The organism is Rhizobium sp. TRM96647, from assembly GCF_025780115.1.
Taxonomy (GTDB): domain Bacteria; phylum Pseudomonadota; class Alphaproteobacteria; order Rhizobiales; family Rhizobiaceae; genus Mycoplana.
This window is the reverse complement of record NZ_JAOXHF010000001.1, coordinates 263159-289945: the sequence shown is the minus strand read 5'-3', so window position 1 is coordinate 289945 and position 26787 is coordinate 263159. Positions and strand designations below refer to the sequence as shown.

Here is a 26787-nt window from a genome sequence, read left to right as displayed (position 1 = left end):
ACCGGGACCCGAGAAGGTATAAAGCGATCCCGGAGGTCAACACCCGACAGCGCGATGCGCCCTCGGGTGGTTTTTGGCTTTGCGTCTTGTTTTCGTCGCAGAGTGCACCGACGTTTCCGGGAAGCCGGAAACCAGAAGGACGACGCAATGTTTGAAACACTCCAGGACCGCCTTGGCGCCATCTTGAATGGGCTGACAGGCCGCGGTGCGCTCTCCGAGGCCGACGTCTCGGCGGCGCTGCGCGAGGTCCGTCGCGCGCTCCTGGAAGCGGACGTGGCGCTGGAAGTGGTCCGCTCCTTTACCGATGCGGTGCGCGAGAAGGCGGTCGGCGCGGAAATCCTGAAGTCGATCAAGCCCGGCCAGATGGTCGTCAAGATCGTGCATGACGAGCTGGTCTCGATGCTCGGCTCCGAGGGGGTCTCGATCGACCTCAATGCGGCCGCGCCCGTCGTCGTCATGATGGTGGGCCTGCAGGGCTCGGGCAAGACGACCACCTCGGGCAAGATCGCCAACCGGCTGAAGACGCGCGACAAGAAGAAGGTCCTGATGGCCTCGCTCGACACGCGCCGTCCGGCCGCGCAGGAGCAGTTGCGCCAGCTCGGCGTCCAGACCGGCATCGACACGCTGCCGATCATCGCCGGCCAGTCGCCGACCGACATCGCCGCCCGCGCCGTGCAGGCGGCCAGGCTCGGCGGTCACGACGTCGTCATCCTCGACACCGCCGGCCGCACCCATATCGACGAGCCGCTAATGATCGAGATGGCGGAGATCAAGCGGAAGTCCAATCCGCACGAGATCCTGCTCGTCGCCGACGCGCTGACCGGCCAGGACGCCGTCAACCTCGCCCGCAACTTCGACGACCGCGTCGGCATCACCGGCCTCGTCCTGACCCGCATGGACGGCGACGGCCGCGGCGGCGCGGCGCTTTCCATGCGCGCCGTCACCGGCAAGCCGATCAAGCTGATCGGCGTCGGCGAGAAGATGGGCGAGCTGGAGGAATTCCACCCTCGCCGCGTCGCCGACCGCATCCTCGGCATGGGCGACATCGTCTCGCTCGTCGAGAAGGCGGCGGAAAATATCGACGCCGAGAAGGCGGCCGCCATGGCCGCCAAGATGGCCAAGGGCAAGTTCGACCTCAACGACCTTGCCGACCAGCTGCGCCAGATGCAGAAGATGGGCGGCATGGGCGGCATCATGGGGCTGATGCCCGGCATGGCCGGCATGAAGGACAAGATGGCCGCCGCCGGCCTCGACGACAAGATGTTCGGACGCCAGATCGCCATCATCTCGTCGATGACCAAGGCCGAGCGCGCCAATCCCGACCTTTTGAAGCACTCCCGCAAGAAGCGCATCGCGGCCGGCTCCGGCACCGATGCGGCCGACATCAACAAGCTTCTGAAGATGCACCGTCAGATGGCGGACATGATGAAGATGATGGGCGGCAAGAAGGGCGGCGGCATGATGAAGCAGATGATGGGCGGCCTTGCCGGCAAGATGGGGCTTGGGGGCGGCATGGGCGGCCTCGGCGGCGGCATGGGCGGGATGCCCGACCTGTCGAAGCTCGATCCGAAGCAACTGGAAGCGCTGCAGAAGCAGGCGGAAGCCGCCGGCATCAAGCCGGGCGGCGGCTTGCCGGGCCTCGGCGGCAATGGCGGGCTTCCGGGCCTTCCCGGCAAGTTGCCCGGTCTCGGCGGCGGTTTCCCGGGCCTTCCCGGCCTGCCGAAGAAGAAGTGAGGGGGCGATGATCGATCCGGACATCAAGAAGCAACTGGCCGAGTATCGCCAGTCGATCGACAATATCGACGCCGCCCTGGTGCATATCCTGGCCGAGCGCTTCCGCTGCACCAAGGCGGTCGGCGTGCTCAAGGCCACCCACGAATTGCCGCCGGCGGACCCGGCGCGCGAGGAATACCAGATCGAACGCCTCCGCCGCCTGGCGAAGGACGCCAATCTGGACCCGGATTTCGCGGAGAAGTTCCTGAACTTCGTCATCCGTGAGGTGATCCGGCATCATGAAGCCATCGCCGCCGATTACAGCGGCTCCAACAACCAGCATACCGCTTAGAGAAAAGCGGTCAGTCATTCGCTCAAGGAGAAATGAAATGTCCCTGAAGATCCGTCTCGCCCGTGGTGGTTCCAAGAAGCGCCCCTACTACCAGATCGTCGTTGCCGACGCCCGTTCGCCCCGCGACGGCCGCTTCCTGGAGAAGGTCGGTTCCTGGAACCCGATGCTCGGCAAGGAAGACGCCAAGCGCGTCGAACTCGACGCCGACCGCATCAAGGAGTGGCTTGCCAAGGGCGCCCAGCCGACCGACCGTGTCCTGCGCTTCCTGAACGAGGCCGGCCTTGCCAAGCGCGACGCCCGCAACAACCCGGAAAAGGCAAAGCCGGGCAAGAAGGCGCTCGAGCGCGTCGCCGAGAAGAAGCAGAAGGCCGAGGACGCCGCTGCTGCCGCTGCTGCCGAGTAATTCGGGTACAGCGAGTTTGGAGCGGGCGGCGTGTCTCATGCCGCCCGTTTTCGTTTGGGCCCCAACCCTTGTCTAATTGTGTGAGCGCGGACCGGATCGATGAACAAACTTCAAAACCCCGTGCTCATGGGCACGATCGGCGCGGCGCAGGGCCTGCGCGGCGAAGTCCGCGTCAAGAGCTTCACGCTCGATCCCGTTTCGCTCGGCGACTACGGAAACCTCCACAGCGAGGACGGCCGGGTCTTCGAGGTGCTGGAGATCCGCGAGGCCAAGGAGATGGCGGTGGTCCGTTTCCGCGGTGTGAATGATCGCACGGCAGCGGAAGCGCTGCGCGGCCTGGACCTCTACATCGAGCGCGACAAGCTGCCGGACGAGGAACTGGACGACGACGAGTTCTTCTATGCCGATCTCGAAGGACTGGAAGCGGTCGATGCGACCGGGCGCAGCCACGGCACCGTCAGCGGCATCTTCGATTTCGGCGCCGGCGATCTCCTGGAACTGAAGGGGCCCGGCAAGCGGCCGGTGCTCATTCCCTTCTCCGAGACGGCCGTGATCGAGATCGATCTCGAAAACGGCCGGCTGCTGATCGATCCCGTCGCCGCCGGCCTCGAGGGCGACGACGAGGAGGGGCCGGGCAGCCGCAGGCGGCGCCCGCCGCGCGAGGAGGAATGACGTGGCTTTCCGCGCCACCGTCCTGACCCTCTACCCGGAGATGTTTCCGGGCTTTCTCGGCCAGTCCCTGTCCGGCAAGGCGCTTGCGCGCGGCGACTGGCTGCTGGAGACGGTGCAGATCCGCGATTTCGCCACCGATCGCCACCGGACCGTGGACGATACGCCGGCCGGCGGCGGCGCCGGTATGGTGCTCAAGCCCGACGTGCTCGCAGAGGCGATCGACCACGCATCGCCGGAGGGTGACACGCGGCCGCGGCTGCTGATGAGCCCGCGCGGCCGGCCGCTGACGCAGCAAAGGGTCCGCGACCTTGCGGCGCAGGAGGGCGCGGTCATCGTCTGCGGCCGGTTCGAGGGCGTAGACCAGCGCGTGATCGACGCGCGCGGGCTCGAAGAGGTCTCGATCGGCGACTACATCCTTTCCGGCGGGGAGCCGGCGGCGATGATCCTGCTCGACGCGGTCGTGCGCATCCTGCCCGGCGTGATGGGCAATGCGCTGTCCGGCGTCCACGAGAGCTTCGAGGGCGGGCTTCTGGAGCATCCGCACTATACGCGACCACAGGTCTGGGAGGGGCGGGAGATACCGGCGGTACTGACTTCCGGCCATCACGGCGAGATCGAGAAATGGCGGATCGCGGAGGCGCGCCGGTTGACCGGGGAGCGCCGCCCGGACCTGCTCGGCCCTCAGCCCGAGACGAAATAATAGACCGTCAGGACCCCGCCGACCGCGACGACGAGGGCGCGGATGACCGTCTGCGGAACGCGGCGGGCCACCCAGACGCCGGAATAGCCGCCGATCGCGCCGGCGGGGATCATCACGGCCGCCTGCGGCCAGCCGACCACTTCGCCGCTTGCGAAGATGACGATGGCGACGCCGGCGATCACCATGGCGAGAAAATTCTTCAGCGCGTTCAGCCGGTGGTAGTCTCCGCCCTTGGAGAGACCGAGCACGGCGAGCGTCATGATGCCCATGCCGGCGCCGAAGAAGCCGCCATAGATCGAGGTCGCGAACTGGCCGGCGAGCCCGAGCGGGCCGAGCGGCTGTTCGGCATGCAGATGCTTCGGCTTCAGGAGCGGGCCGGCGGCGAAGACCGCGGTCGCGCCCAGCAGGAGCCAGGGCACGAGCGCGCGGAAGCCCGGATTGGACATGGAGAGCAGGAGCAGCGCGCCGGCAAGCCCGCCGACCAGCGACAGCGCGCCGACGACGCGCGCCTCCTTCCAGTCGGCGCGGATCTCGCGTCGATAGGCGAGGGCGGAGGTGACGTAGCCCGGGAACTGGGTGATGGAAGAGGTGGCGTTGGCGACGATCGGCGGCAGGCCGGTCAGCGTCATGGCGCCGAAGGTGAGAAAGGTGCCGCCGCCGGCAATCGCGTTGACCACGCCGGACAGGAAGCCTGCGACGAACAGAATTGCGGCATCGACGATAGACATGATATCTCCCTGTAGTGTCCCCCTGGCCGCCTCGGCGAGGCGGCCATTCCTCCTGGAGCGCTGATATCGCCCGCAGTCGTCGGCCGCAATCCTCCAAAAGCCGGAAGGGCCGATGATTTATCGCGCTGCGAGGGATGACAAGCGCTGCCGAATGGTGTATTGCGCGCACGGTTTTGGGATCGTCCCGGAAAGCCGAAAGCAAAGAATGGCGAATCCGCTCCTGTCCGGCAACGGGCATTTCCCCGAGGTTCTCACCGAAGGGACAAGGTCGAGCGCTCTGGCTGTTTCAGAAGAACGTAAAGGTTAGACCGATGAACATCATTGAACAGCTCGAGGCCGAACAGGCCGCAAAGATCGCCGCCAAGCGCACCCTTCCGGAATTCTCCCCGGGCGACACGCTCCGCGTCAACGTCCGCGTGACGGAAGGCAGCCGTACCCGCGTGCAGGCCTATGAAGGCGTCTGCATCGCCCGCTCCGGCGGCGGCATCAACGAGAGCTTCACCGTCCGCAAGATCTCCTACGGCGAAGGCGTCGAGCGCGTATTCCCGATCTTCTCGCCGCTCGTCGAGAGCGTCGAAGTCGTCCGCCGCGGCAAGGTCCGTCGCGCCAAGCTCTACTACCTGCGCGACCGTCGCGGCAAGTCGGCTCGTATCGTCGAGAACACCGGCACCCGCGCCCGCAAGCTGAACGACGCCGAGCGCGCTGCCGTCGCCGAGGAAAAGGCACGTCTCGAGGCCGAGAAGGTCGCAGCCGCACAGGCGCTCGCCGCCGAGAAGGCAGCAGCCGAGGCAGCGGAAGCCAAGGCAGCGGCAGAAGCCGCAGCCGCTGCGGAACCTGCAGCGGAATAAGGCTCAGCCTCATTCATTCAAGAAAGCCGCCGGGGGCAACTCCGGCGGCTTTCTTGTGCCTGCTCGTTGCCTCCCGGCGGCAGGCGTCGGCATGGGCCTCCATTGATCGTCCGCATTCGTGAGGCGCGCGGCAGGTGCTGCCCGAAATTCCGGGGAATGCCGGCCGCCTTTTGCTTCCGAGGCCCCGTATTTGGCATGATCCGTCTTGCCAGTATCGATTGATCTGTGACACGTTTCGCGTGCCACACTTTCTGGAGCATTCCGATGTTTTCGCGCCGTACCGTTCTCGCCGGGCTCTCCGCCCTTGCCCTCATGCCTGTCACGGCCTCTGCGGCCGAGCTTCCGGATCTCGGGGGCAAGACGGTGGTGGTTGTCACCGAGAACGCCTATCCGCCGCTGCAGTTCGTCGATCCGAAGAGCGGCGAGCAGATCGGCTGGGAATACGACGCGATGAACGAGATCGCCAAGCGCCTGAATTTCAAGGTCGAGTACCAGAACACGAGTTGGGACGCGATGATCCAGGCGGTTCATGACGGCCAGTACGAGATCGGCATGACCGGCATCACCATCAAGGACGACCGCAAGGAGAAGGTCGATTTCTCCGATCCCTATATGCGTTCGCAGCAGTTCATGCTGGTCCGCGGCGACGAAGACCGCTTCACCGACGCCAAGAGCTTCGGCGCCTTCGCCGACGGGCTCGTCGGTGCACAGCCGGGCACCTCGCCGTTCTATGCCGCCGTCTACGAGATCCTCGACGGCAACGAACAGAACCCGCGCATCAAGCTGTTCGAAACCTTCGGGGCGACGGTGCAGGCGCTGAAGGCGGGCGACGTCGATCTGGTGCTGACCGACAGCGTTGCCGCCAAGGGCTATGTCGACGCGTCCGATGGAGCCCTGAAGGTGATCGGCGACCCGCTCGGCACGGAAGACTTCGGCTTCATCTTCCCCAAGGGGTCGGAACTCGTCGCGCCCGTCAACGCCGCGATCGCCGAATTGAAGGCGGACGGCACGCTGGACGCTTTGAACAAGAAGTGGTTCCTCGACTACAAGATGGGCCAGTAAGCCCTTCATGGCTGCGGCATCCCGGAATTCGGACACGACGAAGGGCGACTATCCCTGGTGGCTGGTCGCCCTTGTCGCGATCGGTCTTGCGCTCGCCGTCGTGATCGCCGCCAACGAGATCTATGCGCAGGTCTTCGGCGTGATCCTGCAGGGCCTGTGGGTGACGATCTTCGTCACCGTCGTCGGCTTTCTGCTGGCCACCCTTCTCGGGCTCGGCGTGGCGCTGCTCGGCCTCTCCGACCACGTGGCGCTGCGCCAGGCTGCCCGCTTCTACACGGAAGTCATCCGCGGCGTGCCGATCCTGGTGCTCTTGTTCTATATCGCCTTCGTCGGCGCTCCGGCGGTCGTGGCGTTCGTGAACTTCGTGATCGGCCCCCTCGTCGCCGCCGGCTATGTCGAGCCCTTATTGGTGCGGGACGTCTCGCTGATGTGGCGGGCGATCCTGGCATTGACGATCGGCTATTCCGCCTTCATCGGCGAAGTGTTCCGCGCCGGCATCCAATCGGTGGACAAGGGACAGGTCGAGGCAGCCAAGGCGCTCGGCCTGTCGCGCACCCAGCGCTTCCGCCTCGTCGTGCTGCCGCAGGCGATCCGCGTCATCCTGCCGCCGCTCGGCAACGACTTCGTGGCGATGGTGAAGGATTCCTCGCTCGTCTCGGTGCTCGGCGTCTCCGACATCACCCAGATGGCGAAGATCTATGCCTCCGGCTCCTTCCGCTTCTTCGAGACCTATTCGATCGTCGCCTATGTGTACCTGATCCTGACGATCGGACTGTCTCTGGCGCTGCGGGGCGTGGAAAGGCGGCTGCGCAGGGGCGCCGGGAACTGAGGCGTCTGCCCGTGCAATATTGCTGCCTGCCGGTAAAACTGGTATAGGCCGGCCATGGAATCCAAATTCGCATGCATTGGCGCGCGTATTTTCGTACTGCAGGACCACAAGCGCCTGCCGGTACGGTTCTTCGCGCGGGTATGCGGGGCGCTTACGAGCCGCCTGGCCTGATCCTCGCCGGATCCGCGGCCCGGCCGCATTTGCATTCCAATTTCCATCGCATCACTCGGATGAAGAGCCATGAGCGCACCTCGTACCCTCTATGACAAGATCTGGGACGACCATGTCGTCAACACGCAGGAAGACGGCACCTGTCTTCTCTACATCGACCGGCACCTCGTTCACGAGGTGACCTCGCCGCAGGCCTTCGAGGGCCTGCGCATGGCCGGTCGCAAGGTTCGCCATCCGGAAAAGACGCTCGCCGTCGTCGACCACAACGTGCCGACTTCGCCGGATCGCAAGAACGGCATCAAGAACGAGGAAAGCCGCATCCAGGTCGAGGCGTTGGCCAAGAACGCCGCCGACTTCGGCGTCGAGTACTATTCGGAGAACGATATCCGCCAAGGTATCGTGCACATCGTCGGTCCCGAGCAGGGCTTCACGCTGCCGGGCATGACGATCGTCTGCGGCGATAGCCACACCTCCACGCACGGCGCCTTCGGCGCGCTGGCGCACGGCATCGGCACGTCCGAGGTCGAGCACGTGCTCGCCACGCAGACGCTGATCCAGAAGAAGGCGAAGAACATGCTGGTGCGCGTCGACAACCAGCTGCCGCCCGGCGTCACCGCCAAGGACATCATCCTCGCCATCATCGGCGAGATCGGCACCGCCGGCGGCACTGGCTACGTCATCGAGTTCGCCGGCGAGGCGATCCGCTCGCTGTCGATGGAAGGCCGCATGACGATCTGCAACATGACGATCGAAGGCGGCGCCCGCGCCGGCCTGATCGCGCCGGACGAGACGACCTTCGCCTACGTCAAGGACAAGCCGCGCGCGCCGAAGGGCAAGGCCTGGGACATGGCGCTCGACTACTGGAAGACGCTGCACACCGACGAGGGCGCGCACTACGACCGCGTCGTGGTGCTCGATGCGGCCAACCTGCCGCCGATCGTCTCCTGGGGCTCCTCGCCGGAAGACGTCATTTCCGTCCAGGGCAGCGTTCCCGATCCGGACGAGATCGCCGACGAGACCAAGCGGGCCTCCAAGTGGCGCGCGCTCGACTATATGGGCCTGAAGCCCGGCACGAAGATCACCGACATCGCGGTTGACCGCGTCTTCATCGGCTCCTGCACCAACGGCCGCATCGAGGACCTGCGGGCGGTCGCCAAGGTGGTCGAGGGCAAGAAGGTCGCTTCGACCGTGTCCGCCATGATCGTTCCGGGCTCCGGTCTGGTGAAGGAACAGGCGGAGGCCGAAGGCCTCGACAGGATCTTCAAGGAGGCCGGTTTCGACTGGCGCGAGCCCGGCTGTTCGATGTGCCTGGCGATGAACGACGACCGGCTGAAGCCTGGCGAGCGTTGCGCCTCGACCTCGAACCGCAACTTCGAGGGCCGCCAGGGCTTCAAGGGCCGCACGCACCTCGTCTCGCCGGCCATGGCGGCGGCAGCCGCCGTTGCCGGCCACTTCGTGGACATCCGCGAATTCAATTGACCGCCTGGCGGTGCCATCCGATGGCGAGGGCCGTCCCGTCCGGGGCGGCCCTCATGCATTTTGACAGCCGAAACGGCCGCATTTCACGCTTCGGGGCTTTGTGGATGCACGCGTTTGTCGCAAGATCGGCGGCACGCTCTTGCGCCACGCACTGATAAGGAACGGACATGACCGATCGCCGCCTCTTGCTGTTGCGCCATGCCAAGTCCGCCTGGCCGGACGGGGTTGCCGACCGCGAGCGGCCGCTCGCGCCGCGGGGGCAGAAGGCGGCCCCGCGCATCGGCGAATATCTTCAGGCCGAGAAGCTCATCCCCGATCTCGTCCTCGTCTCCAGCGCCCGCAGGACCGTGGAGACATGGGCACTGGTCGCGCCCCGTCTGCCGAAGGGCACGGAAGGGCGCGAGATCGACGTCCTCTACGAGGCGCCGGCCAACCGGCTGCTGGAGATCGTTCGCGCGACCGATGCGTCGGTTCGCACCCTCATGCTGATCGGGCACAATCCTGGCCTGCAGCATTTCGCCGCCGCGCTCATCGGAGCCGGGGAGGGCAGGGCGCTGAGGAGGCTCGAGGAAAAGTTTCCGACGGCGGGACTGGCGGTGATCGACCTGCCGCTTGCGCTCTGGTCCGACCTGCATGCAGGGACGGGCACGCTCGAGCGCTTCGTGACGCCGCGCTCGCTGGAATGACAGGCGAAGGCGGCCGGAAGGGTTCCCGGCCGCCGGTGGCAAGAGGTCGTGTCGCCGCGCTCAGAAGTCGGCCGTCTTCGGATCGGGTCCGATGCGGGCGTCCGCGCGGTCCAGCGCGGCAATCGCGGCCAGGTCGTCGTCGTCCAGCTTGAAGTCGAACACCTGGAAGTTCTCCTCGATCCGCGACGGGGTCACCGATTTCGGGATCACGACCAGGCCGTTGTCGATATGCCAGCGGATGATCGTCTGCGCCGGGGTGCGGCCGTGCTTGCGTGCGACCGCGCCGATCGTGGGGTCGTCCAGCAACTGGCCCTGGCCGAGCGGGCTCCAGCTTTCGGTCACGATGCGCCGCGGGGCATGGGCCTGACGCGCCGCCTTCTGCTGGAAGTCGGGATGAAGCTCGATCTGGTTGATCACCGGCTCCTCGCCGGTCTCGGCGATGATCATCTCGAGATGCTCGGGATAGAAGTTGGAGACGCCGATCGACCGGGCGCGGCCCTCCGCCTTCAGGCGCACGAACGCCTTCCAGGTGTCGACGTAGAGGCCCTTCTGCGGCGCCGGCCAGTGGATCAGGTAGAGATCGACATAGTCGGTGCCGAGACGCTTCAGGCTTTCGTCGAAGGCCTTCAGCGTGGAATCGAAGCCCTGGCTGTCGTTCCAGAGCTTGGTGGTCAGGAAGATGTCCTTCCGGTCGACGCCGGACGAGCGGATGCCTTCGCCGACGCCTTCCTCGTTGCCGTAGATGGCCGCGGTGTCGATATGGCGGTAACCGGCGGCGAGAGCCGTCTTGACCACCGGAGCCGCCACGTCGTCGGGCGTGCGCCAGACGCCGAGTCCGACCTGGGGGATGGTGTGGCCGTCGCTAAGGGAGATGGCAGGGGTCTGGGTCACGAAAGGTCTCCATGTATGAATGCGTCAAAACGGATGACAGGCGCCGGTGCGGAACGCCCGCGGGGAGGCCGCAGGTCCTGGCGCGACCAGAAAGATATAGGAACCCGGTCCAAGGTTTCCACCTCGGTCGGCAGGAGGCCGGGGCGATGCGCGGCGCGGGATCAGACCACCTTCAGCATCGTTGCGCGGCCAAGATGCGGCAGCAGCCGGCGCATGTCGGCGGCGCGGATGGCGACGCATCCAGCCGTCGGCTCGAAGCCGGGACGGATCAGGTGGAAGAAGATCGCCGATCCCAGGTTCCGACGGCGGGAGGTGACGTTCCAGTCGAGCACCAGGCAGGCGTCGTAGAGCCCGTCCTTGCGCCTCATCTCCTCGTGGCTCGGCCCGAAGGGGCTGCGGACGAGGCGGTTATAGTTCGGATCGCGCGGATCGTCGCACCAGAGCATGTCCGGACGGATGCGCCGCATCGGCAGGCGGGTGGACATTCCCCGCATCCGGTCGCCGCGGAAGAAGCCGCCAAGCAGCCGCATCGCGGCGATCGGCGTGGCGCCGTCGCCCTCGCGCTTGCGGGTGGTGGTACCGCTCCGGCCGATCGCCGCGGGGATGGACAGGATGCCGTATTGCAGGATGGCGCGGCTTTTCGTCCGAGGCGCGCGTCGGACCACGATTGTGCCGCGATTGTCTGGTGCTGTCGCTTTTGCCCGTCTCATCACCGGTGCCTATCCATTGCTCACGCGAATGTGCGTTGCCCGGAAAACCGGGTCCAAGCATATGCTCGCCGGTGGGCGTCGGGATTGCATATATCCTTGGCGGACTTGCCAAAAGGCCAATTTCGCATAGGTTCAGTTCAATATTCGAAGGGAAGCATATGACATCGCGAACGATCCTCATTGTCGATGACGACAACGACCTGCGCGAGACGCTGGTCGAGCAGCTTGCGCTCTACGAGGAGTTCACGATCCAGCAGGAATCGACCGCGGCGAAGGGTATCCAGGCCGCCCGCGCCAGCCAGGTCGACCTGCTCATCATGGATGTGGGCCTGCCGGACATGGACGGCCGCGAGGCCGTCAAGCTGCTGCGCAAGGGCGGTTTCAAGGCGCCGATCATCATGCTGACCGGCCACGATACCGATTCGGATACGATCCTCGGCCTGGAAGCGGGCGCGAACGACTATGTCACCAAGCCGTTCCGCTTCGCGGTGCTGCTCGCCCGCATCCGCGCGCAGCTGCGCCAGCACGAAAGCAGCGAGGACGCCACCTTCACGGTCGGTCCCTACACGTTCAAGCCCGGCCAGAAGCTCCTGACCATGGAGAACGGCCAGAAGATCCGGCTGACGGAGAAGGAGGCGGCGATCATCCGCTACCTCTACCGGGCGGACCAGAAGGTGGTCACGCGCGACGTGCTGCTGGAAGAGGTCTGGGGCTACAACTCCGGTGTCACGACCCATACGCTCGAGACCCATGTCTACCGGCTGCGCCAGAAGATCGAGCGCGATCCGTCCAATGCGCAGATCCTCGTAACCGAGAACGGCGGCTACAAGATCGTCCCTTGAGGGCGCATCGCGATCCGTCATTGCCGGGATAGCCCCGGGATTTCCGGGCCGGACGCTGGACGCGGCCCGGCCTTGTCGGCTATTCATGCGGGCAACAGATCAAGGCCGGGGCAGCCCTCGGCCGGATGACGGAGGCGCCGCTTGGCTCTCATCGACGATATCAGGCTTTTCGCCCAGGTGCCGCTCTTTGCGGGCCTGTCCGAGGACAAGCTGCGGCTGATGGCGTTCGGTGCTGAGCGGCGGCGCATCGTCGAGGGCCAGACGCTCTTTCGCGAAGGGGCGTCGGCCGATTGCGGCTACGTCGTCGCTTCGGGAAGCTTTCGCTTGTCGTCGACGGCGCGGGACGGATCGGTCCGCCACGAGGGCGTGGCAGCCGTCGGAACGCTTCTTTCGGAGCTTGCGATGATTTCCGTCATCGAGCGGAAGTTCACGGCGACGGCGGTCGAGGACAGCGAGGTCATCCGCATCAACCGCCCGCTCTTCCGGCGCATGCTGGAGGAATATCCGGACGTGGCCGTGATGGTGCAGGGGCGGATCCGCGCCAACCTGGCGGCGATGATCGACGGCGCCTCCGGCATGGCCGGGCGGTTCGCCTGAGGCCCGTTCGCCTTCGCCTCACGTCTTGTTTCTCGCATGTCGTTGTCGCAAGACCGCTGCACAGTTTTGCGCGACATGCTTTAGAGATCGAAGGTGGCGATGACCGGGACGTGGTCGGACGGGCGCTCCCAGCCGCGGGCCTCGCGCAGCACGGTGATTTCCGACAGATGCGTATCCAGATCGGCGGACGACCAGATGTGGTCGAGCCGGCGGCCGCGGTCGGCTGCGGCCCAGTCCCGGGCCCGGTAGCTCCACCAAGTGTAGAGCTTCTGGTCGGCCGGGACCTTGCGGCGCATCAGGTCCACCCATGCCCCCCTGGTCATCACCTCGGTCAGGCCCTCGACCTCAACCGGCGTGTGGCTGACGATCTTCAGAAGCTGCTTGTGCGACCAGACATCGTGTTCCAAAGGGGCGATGTTCAGATCGCCGACGAGGATCGACGAGATCCCCGCCTCCGCCTCGGCATGCAGCACCTTCATCTCCTCGATGAAATCGAGCTTGTGGCCGAATTTCGGATTGATCGTCCGGTCGGGCTCGTCGCCACCGGCCGGCACGTAGAAGTTATGCAGCCGGATCGACTTGCCGCCGTGACGGAAGACGACGGAAACGTGCCGTGCATCGCCGACGCCGCAATAGTCGCGACGCTCGACGAGTTCGGTCAGCGGCAGGCGGGAAATCGTCGCGACGCCATGGTAGCCCTTCTGGCCGTGCATGACGATGTGCTCGTAACCGAGCGCCCGCAGCGGCTTGGAGGGAAACTGGTCGTTCGGGCACTTGGTTTCCTGCAGGCAGAGGATGTCCGGCGCATGGGTCTTGAGGAGATGCTCGACCAGGCTGATCCGCAGACGGACGGAGTTGATGTTCCAGGTCGCGATCGAAAGGGTCATTCGGGCTTTTCCTCGTGGTGCCGGGTGGCAGGACGCGAGGTTCTTAGCCGATAAGCGCCCGGACCGGAATCGGTTTCGGGCTCTTATTGTGCGAATTCAGGCCGTTGCGGCAGATATGGCGACGGCGGGTTGCAAGAATGGCAAGGAAAGAGCCGCAAGCGTCGACGCTGCGGCTCGATACCGGCTTCGTCGTGGGACCGTCAGCGGCCGTGGATCTCGTCATACGGAACGGCGAAAACCTTGGGATCGAGCGGCACGCCATTCCTGACGTTGAAGATCATCACCGACGTGTCCTTGCCCTGGGCATCCCTGATCGTCCACTGGCGAAGGTCGTAGGTCTTCGGATCGAACATCATGGTGATGGTCGAGGAACCGAACATGTTGCGGTCGCCCAGCACGATGGTGATGAGGTCGTCCTCCTCCTTCACGCCGCGGACCATCTTGGTGGAGAGATCGATCTGGTTGCCGAGAAGCAGCTTCAACGGCGTCTTCGACAGCGGATAGACGTCCCAGGTCTTGAGCTTGCGGTTGCCGATGACCACCGTGCGGCCGTCGGAGATGACGCGCATCGGCGAGGGATCCTCGTAGTTGAAGCGGATCTTGCCGGGGCGGCTGATGAAGAACTTGCCGCCGGTCTGCTCGCCGCGGGGGCCGAACTGCACGAACTCGCCCATCATTGTCTTCACCGACGCGAAGTGATTGGCGATCCGCTGCGCCGTGCTTGAGGCCTGGGCCGCAGCCGGATCCGACGCCAGCAGGGCCGGCCCGCCGGCCAGAAGCAGCGCCAGCAGTCCGGCAAAGTTCCTGCGCGTCATGTGGCCGGCCGGGGTCGTGTCGTCAGCGTTCATCGTGGTCTCCTTCATGCCGCTCTGAATGTCCGCCAAGTACGGCGTGATCATGGCGCGAGCCGGACGCCTGCGGCCGTTTCGGCACAGGTAGAGCGGTGCCTGTTCTCGTCAACGGCCCGTGACGTCGTCTTCCGTCGGAACCAGGATCTCGCGCTTTCCGGCATGGTTGGCCGGGCCGATCAGGCCCTCCTGCTCCATCCGCTCGATGAGCGAGGCGGCCCGATTGTAGCCGATCCCGAGCCTGCGTTGAATATAGGACGTGGACGCCTTGCCGTCACGCAGGACCACGGCGACGGCCTGGTCGTAAGGGTCGTCGGAATCGTCCAGGTTGGCGGTGCCGGCGGGACCTGCGCCGTCCATGTCGTCCTCGTCGTCCTGGGTGATCGCGTCGAGATATTGCGGGGCGCCCTGTGCCTTCAGGTGGGCAACGACGGCCTCGACCTCGTTGTCGGAGACGAACGGGCCGTGCACGCGCTGGATGCGCCCGCCGCCGGCCATGTAGAGCATGTCGCCCATGCCGAGCAGCTGTTCGGCGCCCTGTTCGCCCAGGATCGTGCGGCTGTCGATCTTGGAGGTGACCTGGAAGGAGATGCGGGTCGGGAAGTTGGCCTTGATCGTGCCGGTGATGACGTCGACCGAGGGGCGCTGGGTCGCCATGATGACGTGAATGCCGGCGGCGCGTGCCATCTGCGCCAGACGCTGGACGGCGCCTTCGATGTCCTTGCCGGCGACCATCATCAGGTCGGCCATCTCGTCGATGATGACGACGATGTAGGGCATCGGCTGCAGGTCGAACTGCTCCGTCTCGTACATGGCCTCGCCGGTCTGGCGGTCGAAGCCGGTCTGGACGGTGCGGGTGATCTGCTCGCCCTTGGCCAGCGCCTGCTCGACGCGGCTGTTGAAGCCGTCGATGTTGCGCACGCCGATCTTCGACATCTTCTTGTAGCGCTCCTCCATCTCGCGGACGGTCCATTTGAGCGCCACCACCGCCTTCTTCGGATCGGTGACGACGGGGGAGAGCAGGTGCGGGATGCCGTCGTAGACGGAGAGTTCGAGCATCTTCGGATCGATCATGATCAGCCGGCACTGCTCCGGCTTCAGCCGGTAGAGGATCGACAGGATCATGGTGTTGATCGCGACCGACTTGCCCGAGCCGGTGGTGCCGGCGACGAGCAGGTGCGGCATCTTGGCGATGTCGGTGATGACAGGCTCGCCGCCGATGGTCTTGCCGAGCGCCATGGCGAGCTTGGCCTTGCTGGTCTCGAAGTCGCGGGCGGCGAGCAATTCGCGCAGGAAGACGGTCTCGCGGCTCTGGTTGGGCAGTTCGATGCCGATCGCGTTGCGGCCGGGCACGACGGCGACGCGGGCGGCGATCGCGCTCATCGAGCGGGCGATGTCGTCGGCAAGCCCGATCACGCGGGAGGACTTGATGCCCGGTGCAGGCTCCAGCTCGTAGAGGGTGACGACCGGGCCCGGGCGGACATGGATGATCTCGCCCTTGACGCCGAAATCCTCCAGAACCCCTTCGAGCATGCGGGCGTTCTGTTCCAGTGCGTCGGCGGAGAGCGAGGCGTCGCGGGCAACGTTGCGCGGCTCGGCCAGAAGATGCAGCGACGGAAGCTGGAAGCCGCCCGGGGCGGCAAAGGAGGCCTGCGCCTCGCGCTCGATCCGCGCGCCCGCCTTGGGCTTCGGGGCGGCTGCGGCGATCCGCGAGCGCAGGCCCGCAGGTGCCGGCGCCTTGCGCGGCGCCCAATCGTCGTCCACGTCGTCCGGCAGGATGCCGGCCGGGCGCGGCAGGTCGTCCTCGTCCAGATCGTCGCCGTCGTAGCCGTCCATCGCGGGCGGCGCGACATTGCGACGGGCGCCGCCGTCGAGAGACGGCTCGACACGCTCCGACATCCGCGGCGCGACCTTGGCGCGGGTCGGCTCATTCAGCGTTCCGAATTCGTCATCGTTGAAATCATAGGGCTGCTCGACGGCGCGCGCGTGGGTCTTGCCGCGGCCCGAGAGCCCGAACAGACGGCGCAGGCGGGCCTGGTTGGTGTACCAGGCATGGGTCAGCGCGCCGGCGATCACCATCAGCGGACCCTCGGCCTCGTCCTCCTCGTCGGGCTCACTGACCGTGCGCGTCCGCTCGACGCTGGCGGGCGGGGCGATCTCGTCCTCGTCCACCGGATCATTGCCGATCAGGCCGGCGCTGAAGACGAGCAGCCAGCCGGCCGGCACTGCGACGATCGCGCCGAGGATGCTGGCCAGGATGCCGGTCGGATAGGCGCCGGTGAAGAGCGCGGGAAAGCGCAGGATCATGTCGCCGAAGACGCCGCCGAGGCCGTTCGGCAGGGGCCAGGTGATCGGGGCGGGGATGCAGCTGAGCGCGGCCGAGGCGAGCACGGCGCCGACGAACCAGCAGCCGAGCCGCTTGACGATGCGGGTGATGCGACGGTTCCGGATCAGCGCCAGGGCCCAGGCGACCACCGGAAGCAGGGCGATCACGCAGGCGAGCCCGAAGAACTGCATGAAGATGTCGGCGAAGGCGGCGCCGGTGTAGCCGAGCGCGTTGGTGGGTTCGCCGCCGGATGCATAGGAGAAGCTCGGGTCGGAGACGTTCCAGGTCGAGAGCGCCGCCACTGCCAGCGCCAGCGCGATGAACAGGCCGAAGCCCAGGAGCGCCCGGATCTGCCGCCACAGGAAGGCCGACAGAACAAATCGTTCGGGACGATTGTCCAGCATTGCCGTTGTGCTTCTCGCCATGTGTCTTCAGCCTGTCGCGCGATAGGTCCCGGTGAGGTCGTCCAGCCGGAGGGCATGGATGATATGCGACCCTAACGGGACAAGCGTTAATGGCGTATTAACCATGGCGCGCAGAGCGGCCTCGGCACGAAAAAAGGCCGGCGTCGCCCACAAAAAAGGCCCGGACCGTGAGGTCCGGGCCGAGCCTGCTTGCACAGGCCGTGTCGGGAGGATCGGATGGCGCCGGCCTGGACCGGCGCCACCGGGGTGCATCAGGAGTGGTAGGCCGCTTCGCCGTGGGAGGCGAGGTCGAGACCTTCGCGCTCGGCTTCGGTGGTGACGCGCAGGCCGACGATTACGTCGACGATCTTGTAGAGGATCGCCGAGCCGATGCCGCACCACAGGATGGTGACGATGACGGACTTGATCTGGACCCAGACCTGGGCGCCCATGGTCACGCCTTCGGCATAGCCTGCACCGCCGAGCGAGGAGGCGGCGAAGATGCCGGTGCCGATGGCGCCGACGATGCCGCCGACACCGTGCACGCCGAACACGTCAGCGGTATCGTCGTAGCCGAACTTGTTCTTCACGACGGACACGAAGAAGTAGCACAGGGCTGAGGCGATGGCGCCGAGCAGGATGGCACCGATGGGGCCGACCGCGCCGGCCGCCGGGGTGACGGCCACGAGGCCGGCAATGACGCCCGAGGCAGCGCCGAGCATGGATGCCTTGTTGCGCGTGAAGGTCTCGATCAGGCACCAGGTCACGACGGCGCCGGCAGTCGCGGTGAAGGTGTTCACCATCGCCAGGCCTGCGACGCCGTTTGCGGCGGCGGCGGAGCCGGCGTTGAAGCCGTACCAGCCGACCCAGAGCATCGAGGCGCCGACCATGGTGAGCGTCATCGAGTGCGGAGCCATCATGTCCTTGCCGTAGCCGGTGCGCTTGCCGACCATGATCGCGCCGACGAGACCGGCGATGCCTGCGTTGATGTGGACGACGGTGCCGCCTGCGAAGTCAAGCGCACCCCAGTCCCACATCAGGGCGCCGTCGCCGGACCAGACCATGTGGGCCATCGGGAAATAGACGAACGTGACCCAGAGGATGCAGAAGAGGACCACGGCCGAGAACTTGATGCGTTCGGCGAAGGCACCGACGATCAGCGCGGGCGTGATGCAGGCAAACGTCATCTGGAAGCAGATGAAGACGTATTCCGGAATGGTGCCGGATACGCTTTCGGCATTGACCCCTGCAAGGAACAGCTTCTCGAAGCCGCCGATGTAGGTGTTCAGGCCGCCGCCATTGGTGAAGGCGAGGCTGTAGCCGTAGACGACCCAGACGATCATGATCGCCGCGGAGACGACCAGGCACTGCATGAGAACCGACAGCATGTTCTTGCTGCGGACCAGGCCGCCATAGAACAGGGCGAGGCCCGGCAGGATCATGAACAGGACGAGGACGGTCGACATGAGCATCCAGGCGGTGTCGCCGGAGTCGATGGCCGGCACGACCTCGGCTACGGCTTCAGCCGCTTCGGGCGCGGCCTCCTGGGCAAAGGCGATCGCCGGCGCCAGCAGGCTGGTTGCGGCCGCGCCGATGACGCCGAGCGCGGTAGTGAATTTGGTAAATGACATCAGAGAGAACTCCCCTAGCAGCCGTTCTTACAAAGCTTCTGAATCGGTTTCGCCGGTGCGGATGCGGACGGCGTGGTCAATCGAGTAGACGAAGATCTTGCCGTCGCCGATCTGGCCGGTCTTGGCGGCAGACGCGATCGCCTCGACAGCCTTGTCGACGGTCTCGGTCGGAACGGCGATCTCGATCTTCAGTTTCGGGAGGAAGCTAACGGCATACTCGGTACCGCGGTAAATTTCGGTGTGTCCCTTCTGGCGCCCGTATCCCTTCACCTCGGTCACGGTGAGCCCCTGGATACCCACTGCGGTGAGGGCCTCTCGGACCTCATCGAGCTTGAACGGCTTGATTATTGCCATCACGATTTTCATCTGGATTCCCATCCTTCGTGTTCGCCCACGGCCGAAGCCGTTTCTCCTTGCTGCCGCAGGCATCATGCTGCAGCTGCCAAGCCTACACATTCAAGGGGCGTGCCAGATTCGATGCGTCTCGTAACGCATTGTTAAATATTGATTTTATTGACGGTCTGCGCCGGGTGTCAAAAAAGCGCCAGTCAGTGAGCGCAAATAATAGGCAATTTTTAGAAACTGCTCTAAATTTATTCAGTTGCCTTTTTGCGGATCAACCCCTCCTGGGCGACCGAGGCGATCAGCAGGCCCTCGCGCGTGAAGAGGCTGCCGCGGGTCATCCCGCGGGCGCCCGACGCGGAGGGGCTGTCCTGGACGAAGAGCAGCCAATCGTCGAGCCGGCAGGGGCGATGGAACCACATGGCGTGGTCGAGGCTCGCCACCTGCAGCGACCGGTCGAAAACCGAGGTACCGTGCGCGAAAAGGGCGGTGTCGAGCAGCGTCAGGTCGGAGAGATAGCCGAGGACGGCGGCCTGGAGGCGGCGGTTGTCCGGCACCGGGCCGGTGGCGCGCATCCACACGTTGCGGCTGGTCGTGCCGGCGGCGGGGCCGGCATCGCTAGCGAACCCGATCGGGCGAAGCTCGATCGGCCGGGGCCGTTCCCAGTATTCGCGAATGGCCCTTGGGGCGGCGGCAAGGAAGCGCCGGCGCTCTTCGTCGTCCTGCAGCACCTGCTCCGGCGGCGGGACATCCGGCATCGCAATGGCGTGGTCGAAGCCGGGTTCGTCGCCCTGGAAGGACGCCGTCATGAAATAGATCGGCTTGCCGTGCTGGACGGCGATGACCCGTCGCGTGGTGAAACCCGCCCCGTCGCGAATGCGGTCGACATCGTAGATGATCGGGACGGCGGGATCGCCGGGACGGATGAAATAGGCGTGGAGCGAGTGAACGAAGCGATCCTCGGCGACGGTGCGGCTTGCTGCGACCAGCGCCTGGCCGATCACCTGGCCGCCGAACACCCGCTGCCAGCCTACCTGCGGGCTGCGGCCGCGAAAGAGGTTTTCCTCCAGCGTCTCGAGATCGAGCGTGGACAGAAGTTCCTCCATGGGGGAGCCATGTTCGACCGGACGCGACATTTGGACATTCTCTCGCTGTAGGAAACGCTGCCTGCGTCCTCTATATAGGATGCAAGGACGGCTCAAGGGTACGGAGACCAGCGATGATCGACATTCTTGTGGCGGGCGGCGGATATGTCGGACTGTCGCTTGCGGTGGCCTTGAAGAAGGCCGCGCCGCATCTGCAGATCGAACTCGTCGACCCGGCCCCGGCCGATGCCTGGAGGCGCGACGAGCGTGCCTCGGCACTGGTCGCCGCCGCTCGCAACCTCCTCGATGTTCTCGGCGTCTGGGACGAGATCGCGCCGGAGGCGGAGCCGATCCGCAAGATGGTGATCACCGATTCGCGCACGGCCGACCCCGTCCGCCCGGTCTTCCTCACCTTCGAAGGCGCGGGGACGACCGAGGACGGCGCGCCGTTTGCCTACATGGTGCCGAACCGTGCTGTCACGGGAAGCCTGGTGGCGGCGGCGGAACCGCTGGGCCTGTCCATAAGCTGGGCAACCTCGGTGGTGGATTTCTCCACCGATCCGCATGCGAGCACGATCCGCCTGTCGAACGGTGAGACGCGAAAGGCCCGCCTGCTCGTGGCCTGCGACGGCGTGCGTTCCAGGCTGCGCGACATCGCCGGCATCAAGACGGTCCGTTTCGACTACGGGCAGTCGGGAATCGTCACCACCGTCGAACACGAACGGCCGCACGAGGGCACGGCGGAAGAGCATTTCCTGCCGGCCGGGCCTTTCGCCACCCTGCCGATGAGGGGCAACCGGTCGTCGCTCGTCTGGACGGAGCGGACCGAGGACGCCAATCGCCTGGTCGAAAGCGACGATCTGGTCTTCGAGGAGGAACTGGAGCGCCGCTTCGGCCACAAGCTCGGGCCGCTGCGGGTGGTGGGCGGCCGCAGGGCCTTCCCGCTCGGGCTCACGCTCGCCCGTTCCTTCGTCGCCCCCCGTTTCGCGCTCGCCGGCGACGCCGCCCACGGCATCCACCCGATATCGGGACAGGGCCTCAATCTCGGCTTCAAGGACGTGGCGGCCCTTGCCGAAACGCTGATCGAGGCGGACCGGCTCGGCCTCGACATCGGCCTGCTTTCGGTGCTCGAGCGCTACGAGACATGGCGGCGTTTCGACACCTTCCGCATGGGGGTGACGACGGACGTGCTCAACCGGCTGTTTTCGAACGACATCACGCCGGTGCGCGTCGCGCGCGACCTGGGGCTCGGGATCGTCGACCGGCTTCCGGGGCTGAAGTCCTTCTTCATCCGCCAGGCCGAGGGGCTCGCCGGTAGCGGCCAGCCGCGGATGCTCGTCGGCGAGGCGATCTGAGCCGGCGGCAGGGCCGCGGGTGTCGCGTTGTTTCAGTCTTTCAGTTCCCGCGCTTCCGACACGAGCATGATCGGAATGCCGTCGCGAACCGGATAGGCGAGCTTTGCGCGCTCGGAGACGAGTTCGCCGGTCTCCGCATTCCAGCTCAGCCGGCCCTTCGTCAGAGGGCAGACCAGAAGCTCCAGGAGCTTGGTGTCGACGCTGTTGGTCTTGTTTTCCATCGGTCAGTCTATTGCAGGCGGGTGTCGACGTCGCCGAAATTGCGGGCCAGCACGATCTCGGTGATGGCGATCAGCGTTTCGGCGCGCGTCTTCAGGTCCGGCGCTTCCAGCAGGGCCTGCTTCTCGGCCGGCCCATAGGGCGACATCATCGACATGGAGTTGACGAGGGTGGTGTTGCTGGCCCGCTCGACGCTCTCCCAGTCGGCCTCCAGCTTGTTGGCGTCGAGATAGGCGCGGAAGGCGGACAAGAGCGCCTTGCGATCGACGCCGCGCTCGTCGTCGGCGCCGGAGAGGTCGCTGATGAACGGGGCGATCTTGAACGAGCGATAGGCCTTGCCGGTGCGCACCTCGCCGATCAGCCGGTAGCGGCAGATCCCGGTGAGCGAGGTGATGTATCGCCCGTCACCGGTCTCGGCGAAGGAGGTGACGCGGCCGAGGCAGCCGACCTGGCAGAGTGCGGGGGCTTCCGAGGAGGGATCGGAATCGACGTGATCGCCGAACACCGGCTGGACCATGCCGATCAGCCGGCTGCCCGCGAGCACGTCGTCGAACATCGCCAGATATCGCGGCTCGAAGATGTTGAGGGGCAACTGTCCGCCCGGCAGAAGCAGGGCGCCCGTCAGTGGAAACACCGGGATCGTTCCCGGAAGGTCGCCCGGCTTCAGATAGCGCGCATTCCCGACATGCATTGCATCGCCTTCCCGTCGCATTCGGCATGGCCAGCCGCGCTTGCGGCGGTTGGCAGCATCATGGCTTCTGAAATGGGGTCCGGAGTGGATTTCTCAAGGTGTACGCGGGCGATGCGTTAGGAAAACAGGATCGACGACAGCTTGCGCCGGGCGGCGATCGTGGCCGGATCCTTCGGTCCCCATACCTCGAAGAACTGCAGGAGTTCGCGCCGCGCGGCGTCGTCCTCGAAGGTGCGGTCGCGCTTCATGATCGTCAGCAGATGGTCGGCGGCCGCGTCGCGGTTGCCCTCGACATTGCGGATCTTGGCGAGCTTCAGCCGGGCGGCGTGATCGTTAGGCTCGGCGGCAAGGGCCTGCTCGAGCGCCTGCGGATCGCCGAGCTTGCGGGCCTCCTCGATCTGCTCCAGCTGCTTGCGCACGGCGGCGATCGCCGGATCGGCGGCCGCCTCTTCGGGCACGGAGGCGAGGATCTGGCGGGCGTTGTCGAGCTGGCCGGCGGCGATCATGCATTGCGCCATGCCGGCAAGTGCCGCAGCGTTGTCGGGTTCGGCCTGCAGGATGGCGCCGAAGAGATCGGCGGCGCCGCCGATGTCATGCTGGGTGAGGAGCGTCTTCGCCTCTTCGAGGATCGCCGCGATCTCGGCCTTCTGGTCGGCGTCGGCGGGGCCGGCGACCTTGTCGATGAAGGCGCGGACCTGGCTTTCCGGCAGGGCGCCCATGAACCCGTCCGCCGGCCTGCCGCCGACGAAGGCGATGACGGCGGGGATCGACTGGATGCCGAGTTGGCCCGCGATGGAGGGATGATCGTCGATGTTCATCTTGACGAGCTTCACCCGGCCGCCGGCTTCCTTGACCACCTTCTCGATGATCGGCGTCAGCTGCTTGCAGGGGCCGCACCACGGCGCCCAGAAATCGACGAGGACCGGCTGCTGGCGCGAGGCCTCGATCACGTCCTGCGCGAAGGTGGCCGTGGTCGTGTCCTTGACGAGGTCGGCCGCCGTTTCCGTGCCATAGTTGACGGCGCCGCTCATCTGTCCGCCAAACGACGTCGCATAGGGATTGTCGCTCATCTTCCTGCTCCTGCGGACCGCCGCCCGGCTTCGTTCAATGCTGCCTGAAGATCGTATGTCAGGAGGTCACTTTCAAGACAAGCGGTTCGTGGCCGGTCGCCTCGACGAATCGCAACAGGTCACCCGCGGCGATCGAGGTGGTCGCGTCGTTCCTGAGCGGGTGGGCGTTGATGATGTCGTTCTGCATCAGGTCCTCGTCGAGGATCAGCTTCACCTTCCGGCCGGCGTCGTTGATGACGCCGAAGGCGGTGACCGCGCCCGGAATGACGCCGAGATACTCCATCAGTTTCTCCGGCTTGCCGAACGAGACGCGGCTGGCGGCGCCGATGACCGTGTGGATGGTCTTCAGGTCGACGCTGGCGTTTTCCTCGACCGTCAGGAGGAAGTAGTTGTCCTTCTTGTCCTTGAGGAAGAGGTTCTTCGTGTGCCCGCCCGGGATCTCGTCGCGCAGCGCCACGGATTCGGCGACGGTGAAGACGGGCTGATGGGTCTTCGTCGCATGCCCGATGCCGAGGCTGTCGAGAAAGGCGAAAAGATCGCCGTCGGTCTTCGGCGGCTGAATATCGGAGGTCATGTCCATGTCTGTTCCCAATCGTCACTTTCGTGCCAGCGCAAGCCCGCCCCGTCATCGCTGACCCGTCACCCTGTCGCCGCATGGAATAAAGCCTTCCAGGCGGGCAGGCAACGGGAATGGCAAGCGACGGGAGAACTGGCGGGAGAACTGGCCGGGGCAACCGGCAGAGTCTTGCGCCGTCGGCCCGAAAATTTCTGGAACATCGCGTCATTTCCCTGTTGCATTTGAAAATCGCTTGGGCCATATAGCGCCCGTCGCCGCAACGCAGCGACCTTCGGCCACCGACTACCCCAGGCCGTCGACGATGAGCGGGTGTAGCTCAGGGGTAGAGCACAACCTTGCCAAGGTTGGGGTCGGGCGTTCGAATCGCCTCACCCGCTCCATTCTTCCAAGACGCTGCAAGCCTCGGTTCGCCGAGGCTTTTGTGTTTCTGGCGTCGGTGACGATGGGGCGCGGGTTTTCCGCCTGGTATGTTCCGGGGGGCTCCGCCCCCGGCGACGTAGAATCCCCCAGCGACCTCTACTCCTTCAATCCGTTCGTCTCGGCGACGAAATCCGACAGCATCGGGACGAAGTCCTCGCCACGGCCGGCGCCGACGGCCTGGGCGAAGGTGTTGCGGACGGCGGCGCCGATCGGGTTGGCGGCGCCTGCCGCGTTGGCGAAGGCTGCGAGGTAGCTCATGTCCTTGAAGCCGTTGCGGATCGCGAACTTGTGGGCATTGGGGTCTCGCTCCAGCACATAGCGGAAGAAGGTCTGGTAGAAGCCGCAATCCATGCGGCCGCCGCGGATGACGCTGTCGAAGGTCTCGGCGGTCAGGCCGGCCTTGCGGCCGAGCATCAGCGCCTCGGAATAGAGCGCGGCATAGCCCATGGACAGGAAGTTGTTGAGCAATTTCATCGTGTGGCCGGTGCCGGTCGGGCCGGTGTGGATGACGCGACCGGCGAAGGTGTCGAGGATAGGTCGGACGCGGGCGACATCCGCGTCCGACCCGCCGACCATCACGTCCAGCGTGCCCGCGGCCGCATCCGCCGGCGTCCGCCCGAGCGGGGCATCCAGCAGGGTGATGCCCTTTTGTGCCAGCCGCGCGGCCAGCGCGGTCGTCACCGAGGGGTCTGATGTCGAGCAGTCGACGATGGTCAGCAGCCGGCCGGCGGCCGCAATCCCGTCCGGACCCTCGACGACGGCGAGCACTTCGGGCGAGCCGGTGACGCACAAGACGATGACGTCGCATTGCGCCGCCATCTCGCGCGGCGTCTTCGCCTCGCGGGCGCCCTTGGCGACGAGCGCTTCGAGCGGCGCCCGATTGCGGTGCGCCATCACGACCAGCGGAAAGCCCTTGGTCAGAATGTTGGCGGCCATGCCCTGGCCCATGTAGCCGAGCCCGATAAATCCCACCGTTTGTTTCGTCATGACAGTTGGCCTCCCTTCCAGATGCTTGTTGACGTGCGGTCCGCCGGCAGTCGTCGCGACACGACAGACCTTTGGCGAGGCTGCATTCCTCGTTCGCTTTCCTGCAGGCTAGCCCGCCGCCGGCCCGGCAGACACGATCGAGGGTCAGCCCATCGTGAAGATGTAGTCGGTCTCCTGACGCAGGGTCTCGCCCGGTCGCAGGACCGCGTTCGGAAAGCCCTCGTGGTTGACCGCGTCCGGCCAGATCTGCGTTTCGAGGCAGAAGCCGGCGAAGGCACCGTAGCGGCGCCCCTCGAGGCCCGGAACGGGGACGCTGACCATGGAACCGGTGTAAAGCTGCACGCCCGGTTCGGTCGTGCGCACTTCGAGCGCCACGCCGGAGCCGCTGCTGCGGGCGAGCGCGACCGGGGTCTTGGCGCGACGCTCCTCCGCCAGGCAGAAATTATGGTCGTAGGCGACGCCGCCGGCCTCGGTCTGGCGACGCATCGGCGTCATCTTCCGAAGGTCGAAGGGCGTGCCCTCGACCGGCCTGGTCTCTCCGCGCGGAATCAGGCGCTCGTCCACCGGCAGGTAGCGGTCGGCTGCGATGCTGATCTCGTGTCCCAGCGCATCGGCCTCGCCGTCGAGGTTGAAATAGCTGTGCTGGCAGAGATTGGCGATGGTCGGCGCGTCGGTCGTGGTCTCATAGACGACCGACAGCGTGCCCGGGTCCTGGAGCCGGTAGGTGCAGGTGACCGTGCAGTTGCCGGGATAGCCGGCGCGGCCCGCCGGATCGACAATCCGCAGCGTCACGTGGCTTTCGGACTGGTCGACGATCTGCCAGTTGCGCCGGCCGAGCCCGTCGCTGCCGCCATGGAGATGGGTCACGCCGCGCTCGTTCAGTTCGAGCTGGTGGGACGTGCCGTCGATCGCAAAACGGCCGGCCGCGATCCGGTTGGCGTTGCGCCCGGGGGTGGCGCCGAAATAGGGGGAATGGGCGATGTAGTCGGAAAGGCCTTCCAGCCCGAGGACCAGCGGCGGCTCGTGCCCGTCAAGCCGCAGATCCTGGATCACGGCGCCCCAGGTGATGACTTTCGCCTTCAGGCCGCTTCCGGTCAGGACGACGAGCTCGACGGGTTCGCCCGTTTCCAGCAGGCCGAACTGTTCATTGCGCGCGTTCACCGATGTCCCTCCCGGCCTTGCCAAATCCGCGCCGCAAACTGCGGCAAAACCGATGCAGGGGCAACGGAAAAATCATACCAATGGATGCGGCAGTGCGGGCA

28 protein-coding genes and 1 tRNA gene are annotated in these 26787 nt (G+C 65.9%); 14 read left to right on the top strand and 15 right to left on the bottom strand.

The features are described 5' to 3' along the window. Positions 1 to 147 precede the first annotated feature (147 nt). From ffh to trmD, 5 genes are all read left to right on the top strand, one after another. Positions 148 to 1734 (top strand): signal recognition particle protein, encoded by a 1587-nt coding sequence (ffh, locus tag OCK02_RS01390; protein ID WP_263811476.1) that lies wholly within the window; start codon positions 148 to 150, stop codon positions 1732 to 1734. A 7-nt stretch (positions 1735 to 1741) separates the two neighbouring features. Beyond that, a complete protein-coding gene (locus tag OCK02_RS01385) occupies positions 1742 to 2065 on the top strand; it encodes a chorismate mutase (RefSeq protein ID WP_263811475.1) in 324 nt (107 codons plus the stop codon). A gap of 37 nt (positions 2066 to 2102) precedes the next feature. Beyond that, on the top strand, positions 2103 to 2468 hold the full coding sequence (gene rpsP / locus OCK02_RS01380) for a 30S ribosomal protein S16 (protein WP_263811474.1): 366 nt from the start codon (positions 2103 to 2105) through the stop codon (positions 2466 to 2468). 99 nt (positions 2469 to 2567) lie between these two features. Then, on the top strand, positions 2568 to 3140 hold the full coding sequence (gene rimM / locus OCK02_RS01375) for a ribosome maturation factor RimM (protein WP_263811473.1): 573 nt from the start codon (positions 2568 to 2570) through the stop codon (positions 3138 to 3140). A 1-nt stretch (position 3141) separates the two neighbouring features. After that, positions 3142 to 3840: a tRNA (guanosine(37)-N1)-methyltransferase TrmD gene (gene trmD / locus OCK02_RS01370; protein WP_263811472.1), complete on the top strand. Its 699-nt coding sequence runs from the start codon at positions 3142 to 3144 to the stop codon at positions 3838 to 3840. On the opposite strand, the gene OCK02_RS01365 is transcribed toward trmD, so the two are convergent. Beyond that, positions 3822 to 4568, bottom strand: a complete 747-nt coding sequence (locus OCK02_RS01365) for a sulfite exporter TauE/SafE family protein (protein WP_263811471.1) — start codon at positions 4566 to 4568, stop codon at positions 3822 to 3824. The two genes, trmD and OCK02_RS01365, sit on opposite strands and share 19 nt — an antisense overlap. A gap of 311 nt (positions 4569 to 4879) precedes the next feature. On the opposite strand from OCK02_RS01365, the gene rplS reads away from it, so the two are divergent. From rplS to OCK02_RS01340, 5 genes are all read left to right on the top strand, one after another. Then, positions 4880 to 5416, top strand: coding sequence for a 50S ribosomal protein L19 (gene rplS, locus OCK02_RS01360; RefSeq protein WP_263811470.1), 537 nt, complete (start codon positions 4880 to 4882; stop codon positions 5414 to 5416). A 264-nt stretch (positions 5417 to 5680) separates the two neighbouring features. Then, positions 5681 to 6478, top strand: a complete 798-nt coding sequence (locus OCK02_RS01355; protein ID WP_263811469.1) for a basic amino acid ABC transporter substrate-binding protein — start codon at positions 5681 to 5683, stop codon at positions 6476 to 6478. Between the two features lie 7 nt (positions 6479 to 6485). Next, entirely contained in the window at positions 6486 to 7307 is an 822-nt protein-coding gene (locus tag OCK02_RS01350; RefSeq protein ID WP_263811468.1) for an amino acid ABC transporter permease, read from the top strand. A 240-nt stretch (positions 7308 to 7547) separates the two neighbouring features. Then, positions 7548 to 8957, top strand: a complete 1410-nt coding sequence (leuC, locus tag OCK02_RS01345) for a 3-isopropylmalate dehydratase large subunit (protein WP_263811467.1) — start codon at positions 7548 to 7550, stop codon at positions 8955 to 8957. 167 nt (positions 8958 to 9124) lie between these two features. Beyond that, positions 9125 to 9643, top strand: coding sequence for a SixA phosphatase family protein (locus OCK02_RS01340; protein ID WP_230806124.1), 519 nt, complete (start codon positions 9125 to 9127; stop codon positions 9641 to 9643). A 60-nt stretch (positions 9644 to 9703) separates the two neighbouring features. On the opposite strand, the gene OCK02_RS01335 is transcribed toward OCK02_RS01340, so the two are convergent. Together OCK02_RS01335 and OCK02_RS01330 are read right to left on the bottom strand one after the other, a co-directional pair. Next, positions 9704 to 10534, bottom strand: a complete 831-nt coding sequence (locus tag OCK02_RS01335; protein ID WP_263811466.1) for an aldo/keto reductase — start codon at positions 10532 to 10534, stop codon at positions 9704 to 9706. A 161-nt stretch (positions 10535 to 10695) separates the two neighbouring features. Further along, on the bottom strand, positions 10696 to 11244 hold the full coding sequence (locus OCK02_RS01330) for a L,D-transpeptidase family protein (protein WP_263811465.1): 549 nt from the start codon (positions 11242 to 11244) through the stop codon (positions 10696 to 10698). 158 nt (positions 11245 to 11402) lie between these two features. Here OCK02_RS01330 and OCK02_RS01325 point away from each other — a divergent pair, with 158 nt between their 5' ends. Both OCK02_RS01325 and OCK02_RS01320 read left to right on the top strand, forming a co-directional pair. Next, on the top strand, positions 11403 to 12086 hold the full coding sequence (locus OCK02_RS01325; protein WP_263811464.1) for a response regulator transcription factor: 684 nt from the start codon (positions 11403 to 11405) through the stop codon (positions 12084 to 12086). A 141-nt stretch (positions 12087 to 12227) separates the two neighbouring features. Further along, positions 12228 to 12683, top strand: a complete 456-nt coding sequence (locus tag OCK02_RS01320; protein ID WP_263811463.1) for a cyclic nucleotide-binding domain-containing protein — start codon at positions 12228 to 12230, stop codon at positions 12681 to 12683. Between the two features lie 80 nt (positions 12684 to 12763). On the opposite strand, the gene OCK02_RS01315 is transcribed toward OCK02_RS01320, so the two are convergent. The 6 genes from OCK02_RS01315 to OCK02_RS01290 all read right to left on the bottom strand — a co-directional run bounded on the left by OCK02_RS01315 (position 12764) and on the right by OCK02_RS01290 (position 20257). Next, a complete protein-coding gene (locus tag OCK02_RS01315; RefSeq protein ID WP_263811462.1) occupies positions 12764 to 13570 on the bottom strand; it encodes an exodeoxyribonuclease III in 807 nt (268 codons plus the stop codon). A 200-nt stretch (positions 13571 to 13770) separates the two neighbouring features. Then, positions 13771 to 14433: an outer membrane lipoprotein carrier protein LolA gene (locus OCK02_RS01310; protein ID WP_412178738.1), complete on the bottom strand. Its 663-nt coding sequence runs from the start codon at positions 14431 to 14433 to the stop codon at positions 13771 to 13773. A gap of 93 nt (positions 14434 to 14526) precedes the next feature. Then, complete coding sequence (locus OCK02_RS01305) at positions 14527 to 17169, bottom strand: FtsK/SpoIIIE family DNA translocase (RefSeq protein WP_263811460.1); 2643 nt, start codon at positions 17167 to 17169, stop codon at positions 14527 to 14529. A gap of 251 nt (positions 17170 to 17420) precedes the next feature. Then, positions 17421 to 18779, bottom strand: a complete 1359-nt coding sequence (locus OCK02_RS01300; RefSeq protein WP_412178737.1) for an ammonium transporter — start codon at positions 18777 to 18779, stop codon at positions 17421 to 17423. 27 nt (positions 18780 to 18806) lie between these two features. After that, entirely contained in the window at positions 18807 to 19145 is a 339-nt protein-coding gene (locus OCK02_RS01295; protein ID WP_183803423.1) for a P-II family nitrogen regulator, read from the bottom strand. 227 nt (positions 19146 to 19372) lie between these two features. Continuing rightward, positions 19373 to 20257, bottom strand: a complete 885-nt coding sequence (locus OCK02_RS01290; RefSeq protein ID WP_263811459.1) for an acyl-CoA thioesterase — start codon at positions 20255 to 20257, stop codon at positions 19373 to 19375. Between the two features lie 83 nt (positions 20258 to 20340). Between OCK02_RS01290 and OCK02_RS01285 the strand changes: the two genes are divergently transcribed. Further along, positions 20341 to 21561 carry a ubiquinone biosynthesis hydroxylase gene (locus OCK02_RS01285; RefSeq protein WP_263811458.1) on the top strand — a complete coding sequence of 407 codons (1221 nt, stop codon included), beginning with the start codon at positions 20341 to 20343 and terminating at the stop codon, positions 21559 to 21561. A 32-nt stretch (positions 21562 to 21593) separates the two neighbouring features. Here the strand turns inward: OCK02_RS01285 and OCK02_RS01280 are convergent, their stop codons facing one another. The 4 genes from OCK02_RS01280 to OCK02_RS01265 all read right to left on the bottom strand — a co-directional run bounded on the left by OCK02_RS01280 (position 21594) and on the right by OCK02_RS01265 (position 24121). Beyond that, positions 21594 to 21782: a Trm112 family protein gene (locus OCK02_RS01280; protein ID WP_230806104.1), complete on the bottom strand. Its 189-nt coding sequence runs from the start codon at positions 21780 to 21782 to the stop codon at positions 21594 to 21596. 8 nt (positions 21783 to 21790) lie between these two features. Beyond that, the gene (locus tag OCK02_RS01275) at positions 21791 to 22471 is read right to left on the bottom strand and encodes an LON peptidase substrate-binding domain-containing protein (RefSeq protein WP_263811457.1); all 681 of its coding nucleotides are present in this window, start codon (positions 22469 to 22471) and stop codon (positions 21791 to 21793) included. A 116-nt stretch (positions 22472 to 22587) separates the two neighbouring features. Next, positions 22588 to 23541, bottom strand: coding sequence for a thioredoxin (gene trxA, locus OCK02_RS01270; protein WP_263811456.1), 954 nt, complete (start codon positions 23539 to 23541; stop codon positions 22588 to 22590). A 58-nt stretch (positions 23542 to 23599) separates the two neighbouring features. After that, positions 23600 to 24121, bottom strand: a complete 522-nt coding sequence (locus OCK02_RS01265) for a prolyl-tRNA synthetase associated domain-containing protein (protein ID WP_412178736.1) — start codon at positions 24119 to 24121, stop codon at positions 23600 to 23602. Positions 24122 to 24423: 302 nt separating this feature from the next. On the opposite strand from OCK02_RS01265, the gene OCK02_RS01260 reads away from it, so the two are divergent. Next, positions 24424 to 24498: transfer RNA gene (locus tag OCK02_RS01260), tRNA-Gly, on the top strand. A gap of 136 nt (positions 24499 to 24634) precedes the next feature. Here the strand turns inward: OCK02_RS01260 and OCK02_RS01255 are convergent. Both OCK02_RS01255 and OCK02_RS01250 read right to left on the bottom strand, forming a co-directional pair. Next, on the bottom strand, positions 24635 to 25525 hold the full coding sequence (locus OCK02_RS01255; RefSeq protein ID WP_263811455.1) for an NAD(P)-dependent oxidoreductase: 891 nt from the start codon (positions 25523 to 25525) through the stop codon (positions 24635 to 24637). A gap of 144 nt (positions 25526 to 25669) precedes the next feature. Then, a complete protein-coding gene (locus OCK02_RS01250) occupies positions 25670 to 26686 on the bottom strand; it encodes an aldose epimerase family protein (RefSeq protein ID WP_263811454.1) in 1017 nt (338 codons plus the stop codon). Positions 26687 to 26787 lie beyond the last annotated feature (101 nt).

What these genes read in the sequence shown, in the direction of transcription:
- ffh (WP_263811476.1), top strand. Translation starts at nt 148, where the DNA reads ATGTTTGAAACACTCCAGGACCGCCTTGGCGCCATCTTGAATGGGCTG.
- OCK02_RS01385 (WP_263811475.1), top strand. Translation starts at nt 1,742, where the DNA reads ATGATCGATCCGGACATCAAGAAGCAACTGGCCGAGTATCGCCAGTCG.
- rpsP (WP_263811474.1), top strand. Translation starts at nt 2,103, where the DNA reads ATGTCCCTGAAGATCCGTCTCGCCCGTGGTGGTTCCAAGAAGCGCCCC.
- rimM (WP_263811473.1), top strand. Translation starts at nt 2,568, where the DNA reads ATGAACAAACTTCAAAACCCCGTGCTCATGGGCACGATCGGCGCGGCG.
- OCK02_RS01365 (WP_263811471.1), bottom strand. Translation starts at nt 4,568, where the DNA reads ATGTCTATCGTCGATGCCGCAATTCTGTTCGTCGCAGGCTTCCTGTCC.
- rplS (WP_263811470.1), top strand. Translation starts at nt 4,880, where the DNA reads ATGAACATCATTGAACAGCTCGAGGCCGAACAGGCCGCAAAGATCGCC.
- OCK02_RS01355 (WP_263811469.1), top strand. Translation starts at nt 5,681, where the DNA reads ATGTTTTCGCGCCGTACCGTTCTCGCCGGGCTCTCCGCCCTTGCCCTC.
- OCK02_RS01350 (WP_263811468.1), top strand. Translation starts at nt 6,486, where the DNA reads ATGGCTGCGGCATCCCGGAATTCGGACACGACGAAGGGCGACTATCCC.
- leuC (WP_263811467.1), top strand. Translation starts at nt 7,548, where the DNA reads ATGAGCGCACCTCGTACCCTCTATGACAAGATCTGGGACGACCATGTC.
- OCK02_RS01340 (WP_230806124.1), top strand. Translation starts at nt 9,125, where the DNA reads ATGACCGATCGCCGCCTCTTGCTGTTGCGCCATGCCAAGTCCGCCTGG.
- OCK02_RS01330 (WP_263811465.1), bottom strand. Translation starts at nt 11,244, where the DNA reads ATGAGACGGGCAAAAGCGACAGCACCAGACAATCGCGGCACAATCGTG.
- OCK02_RS01325 (WP_263811464.1), top strand. Translation starts at nt 11,403, where the DNA reads ATGACATCGCGAACGATCCTCATTGTCGATGACGACAACGACCTGCGC.
- OCK02_RS01315 (WP_263811462.1), bottom strand. Translation starts at nt 13,570, where the DNA reads ATGACCCTTTCGATCGCGACCTGGAACATCAACTCCGTCCGTCTGCGG.
- OCK02_RS01310 (WP_412178738.1), bottom strand. Translation starts at nt 14,433, where the DNA reads ATGAAGGAGACCACGATGAACGCTGACGACACGACCCCGGCCGGCCAC.
- OCK02_RS01305 (WP_263811460.1), bottom strand. Translation starts at nt 17,169, where the DNA reads ATGGCGAGAAGCACAACGGCAATGCTGGACAATCGTCCCGAACGATTT.
- OCK02_RS01300 (WP_412178737.1), bottom strand. Translation starts at nt 18,779, where the DNA reads ATGTCATTTACCAAATTCACTACCGCGCTCGGCGTCATCGGCGCGGCC.
- OCK02_RS01295 (WP_183803423.1), bottom strand. Translation starts at nt 19,145, where the DNA reads ATGAAAATCGTGATGGCAATAATCAAGCCGTTCAAGCTCGATGAGGTC.
- OCK02_RS01290 (WP_263811459.1), bottom strand. Translation starts at nt 20,257, where the DNA reads ATGTCGCGTCCGGTCGAACATGGCTCCCCCATGGAGGAACTTCTGTCC.
- OCK02_RS01285 (WP_263811458.1), top strand. Translation starts at nt 20,341, where the DNA reads ATGATCGACATTCTTGTGGCGGGCGGCGGATATGTCGGACTGTCGCTT.
- OCK02_RS01280 (WP_230806104.1), bottom strand. Translation starts at nt 21,782, where the DNA reads ATGGAAAACAAGACCAACAGCGTCGACACCAAGCTCCTGGAGCTTCTG.
- OCK02_RS01275 (WP_263811457.1), bottom strand. Translation starts at nt 22,471, where the DNA reads ATGCATGTCGGGAATGCGCGCTATCTGAAGCCGGGCGACCTTCCGGGA.
- trxA (WP_263811456.1), bottom strand. Translation starts at nt 23,541, where the DNA reads ATGAGCGACAATCCCTATGCGACGTCGTTTGGCGGACAGATGAGCGGC.
- OCK02_RS01265 (WP_412178736.1), bottom strand. Translation starts at nt 24,121, where the DNA reads ATGGACATGACCTCCGATATTCAGCCGCCGAAGACCGACGGCGATCTT.
- OCK02_RS01255 (WP_263811455.1), bottom strand. Translation starts at nt 25,525, where the DNA reads ATGACGAAACAAACGGTGGGATTTATCGGGCTCGGCTACATGGGCCAG.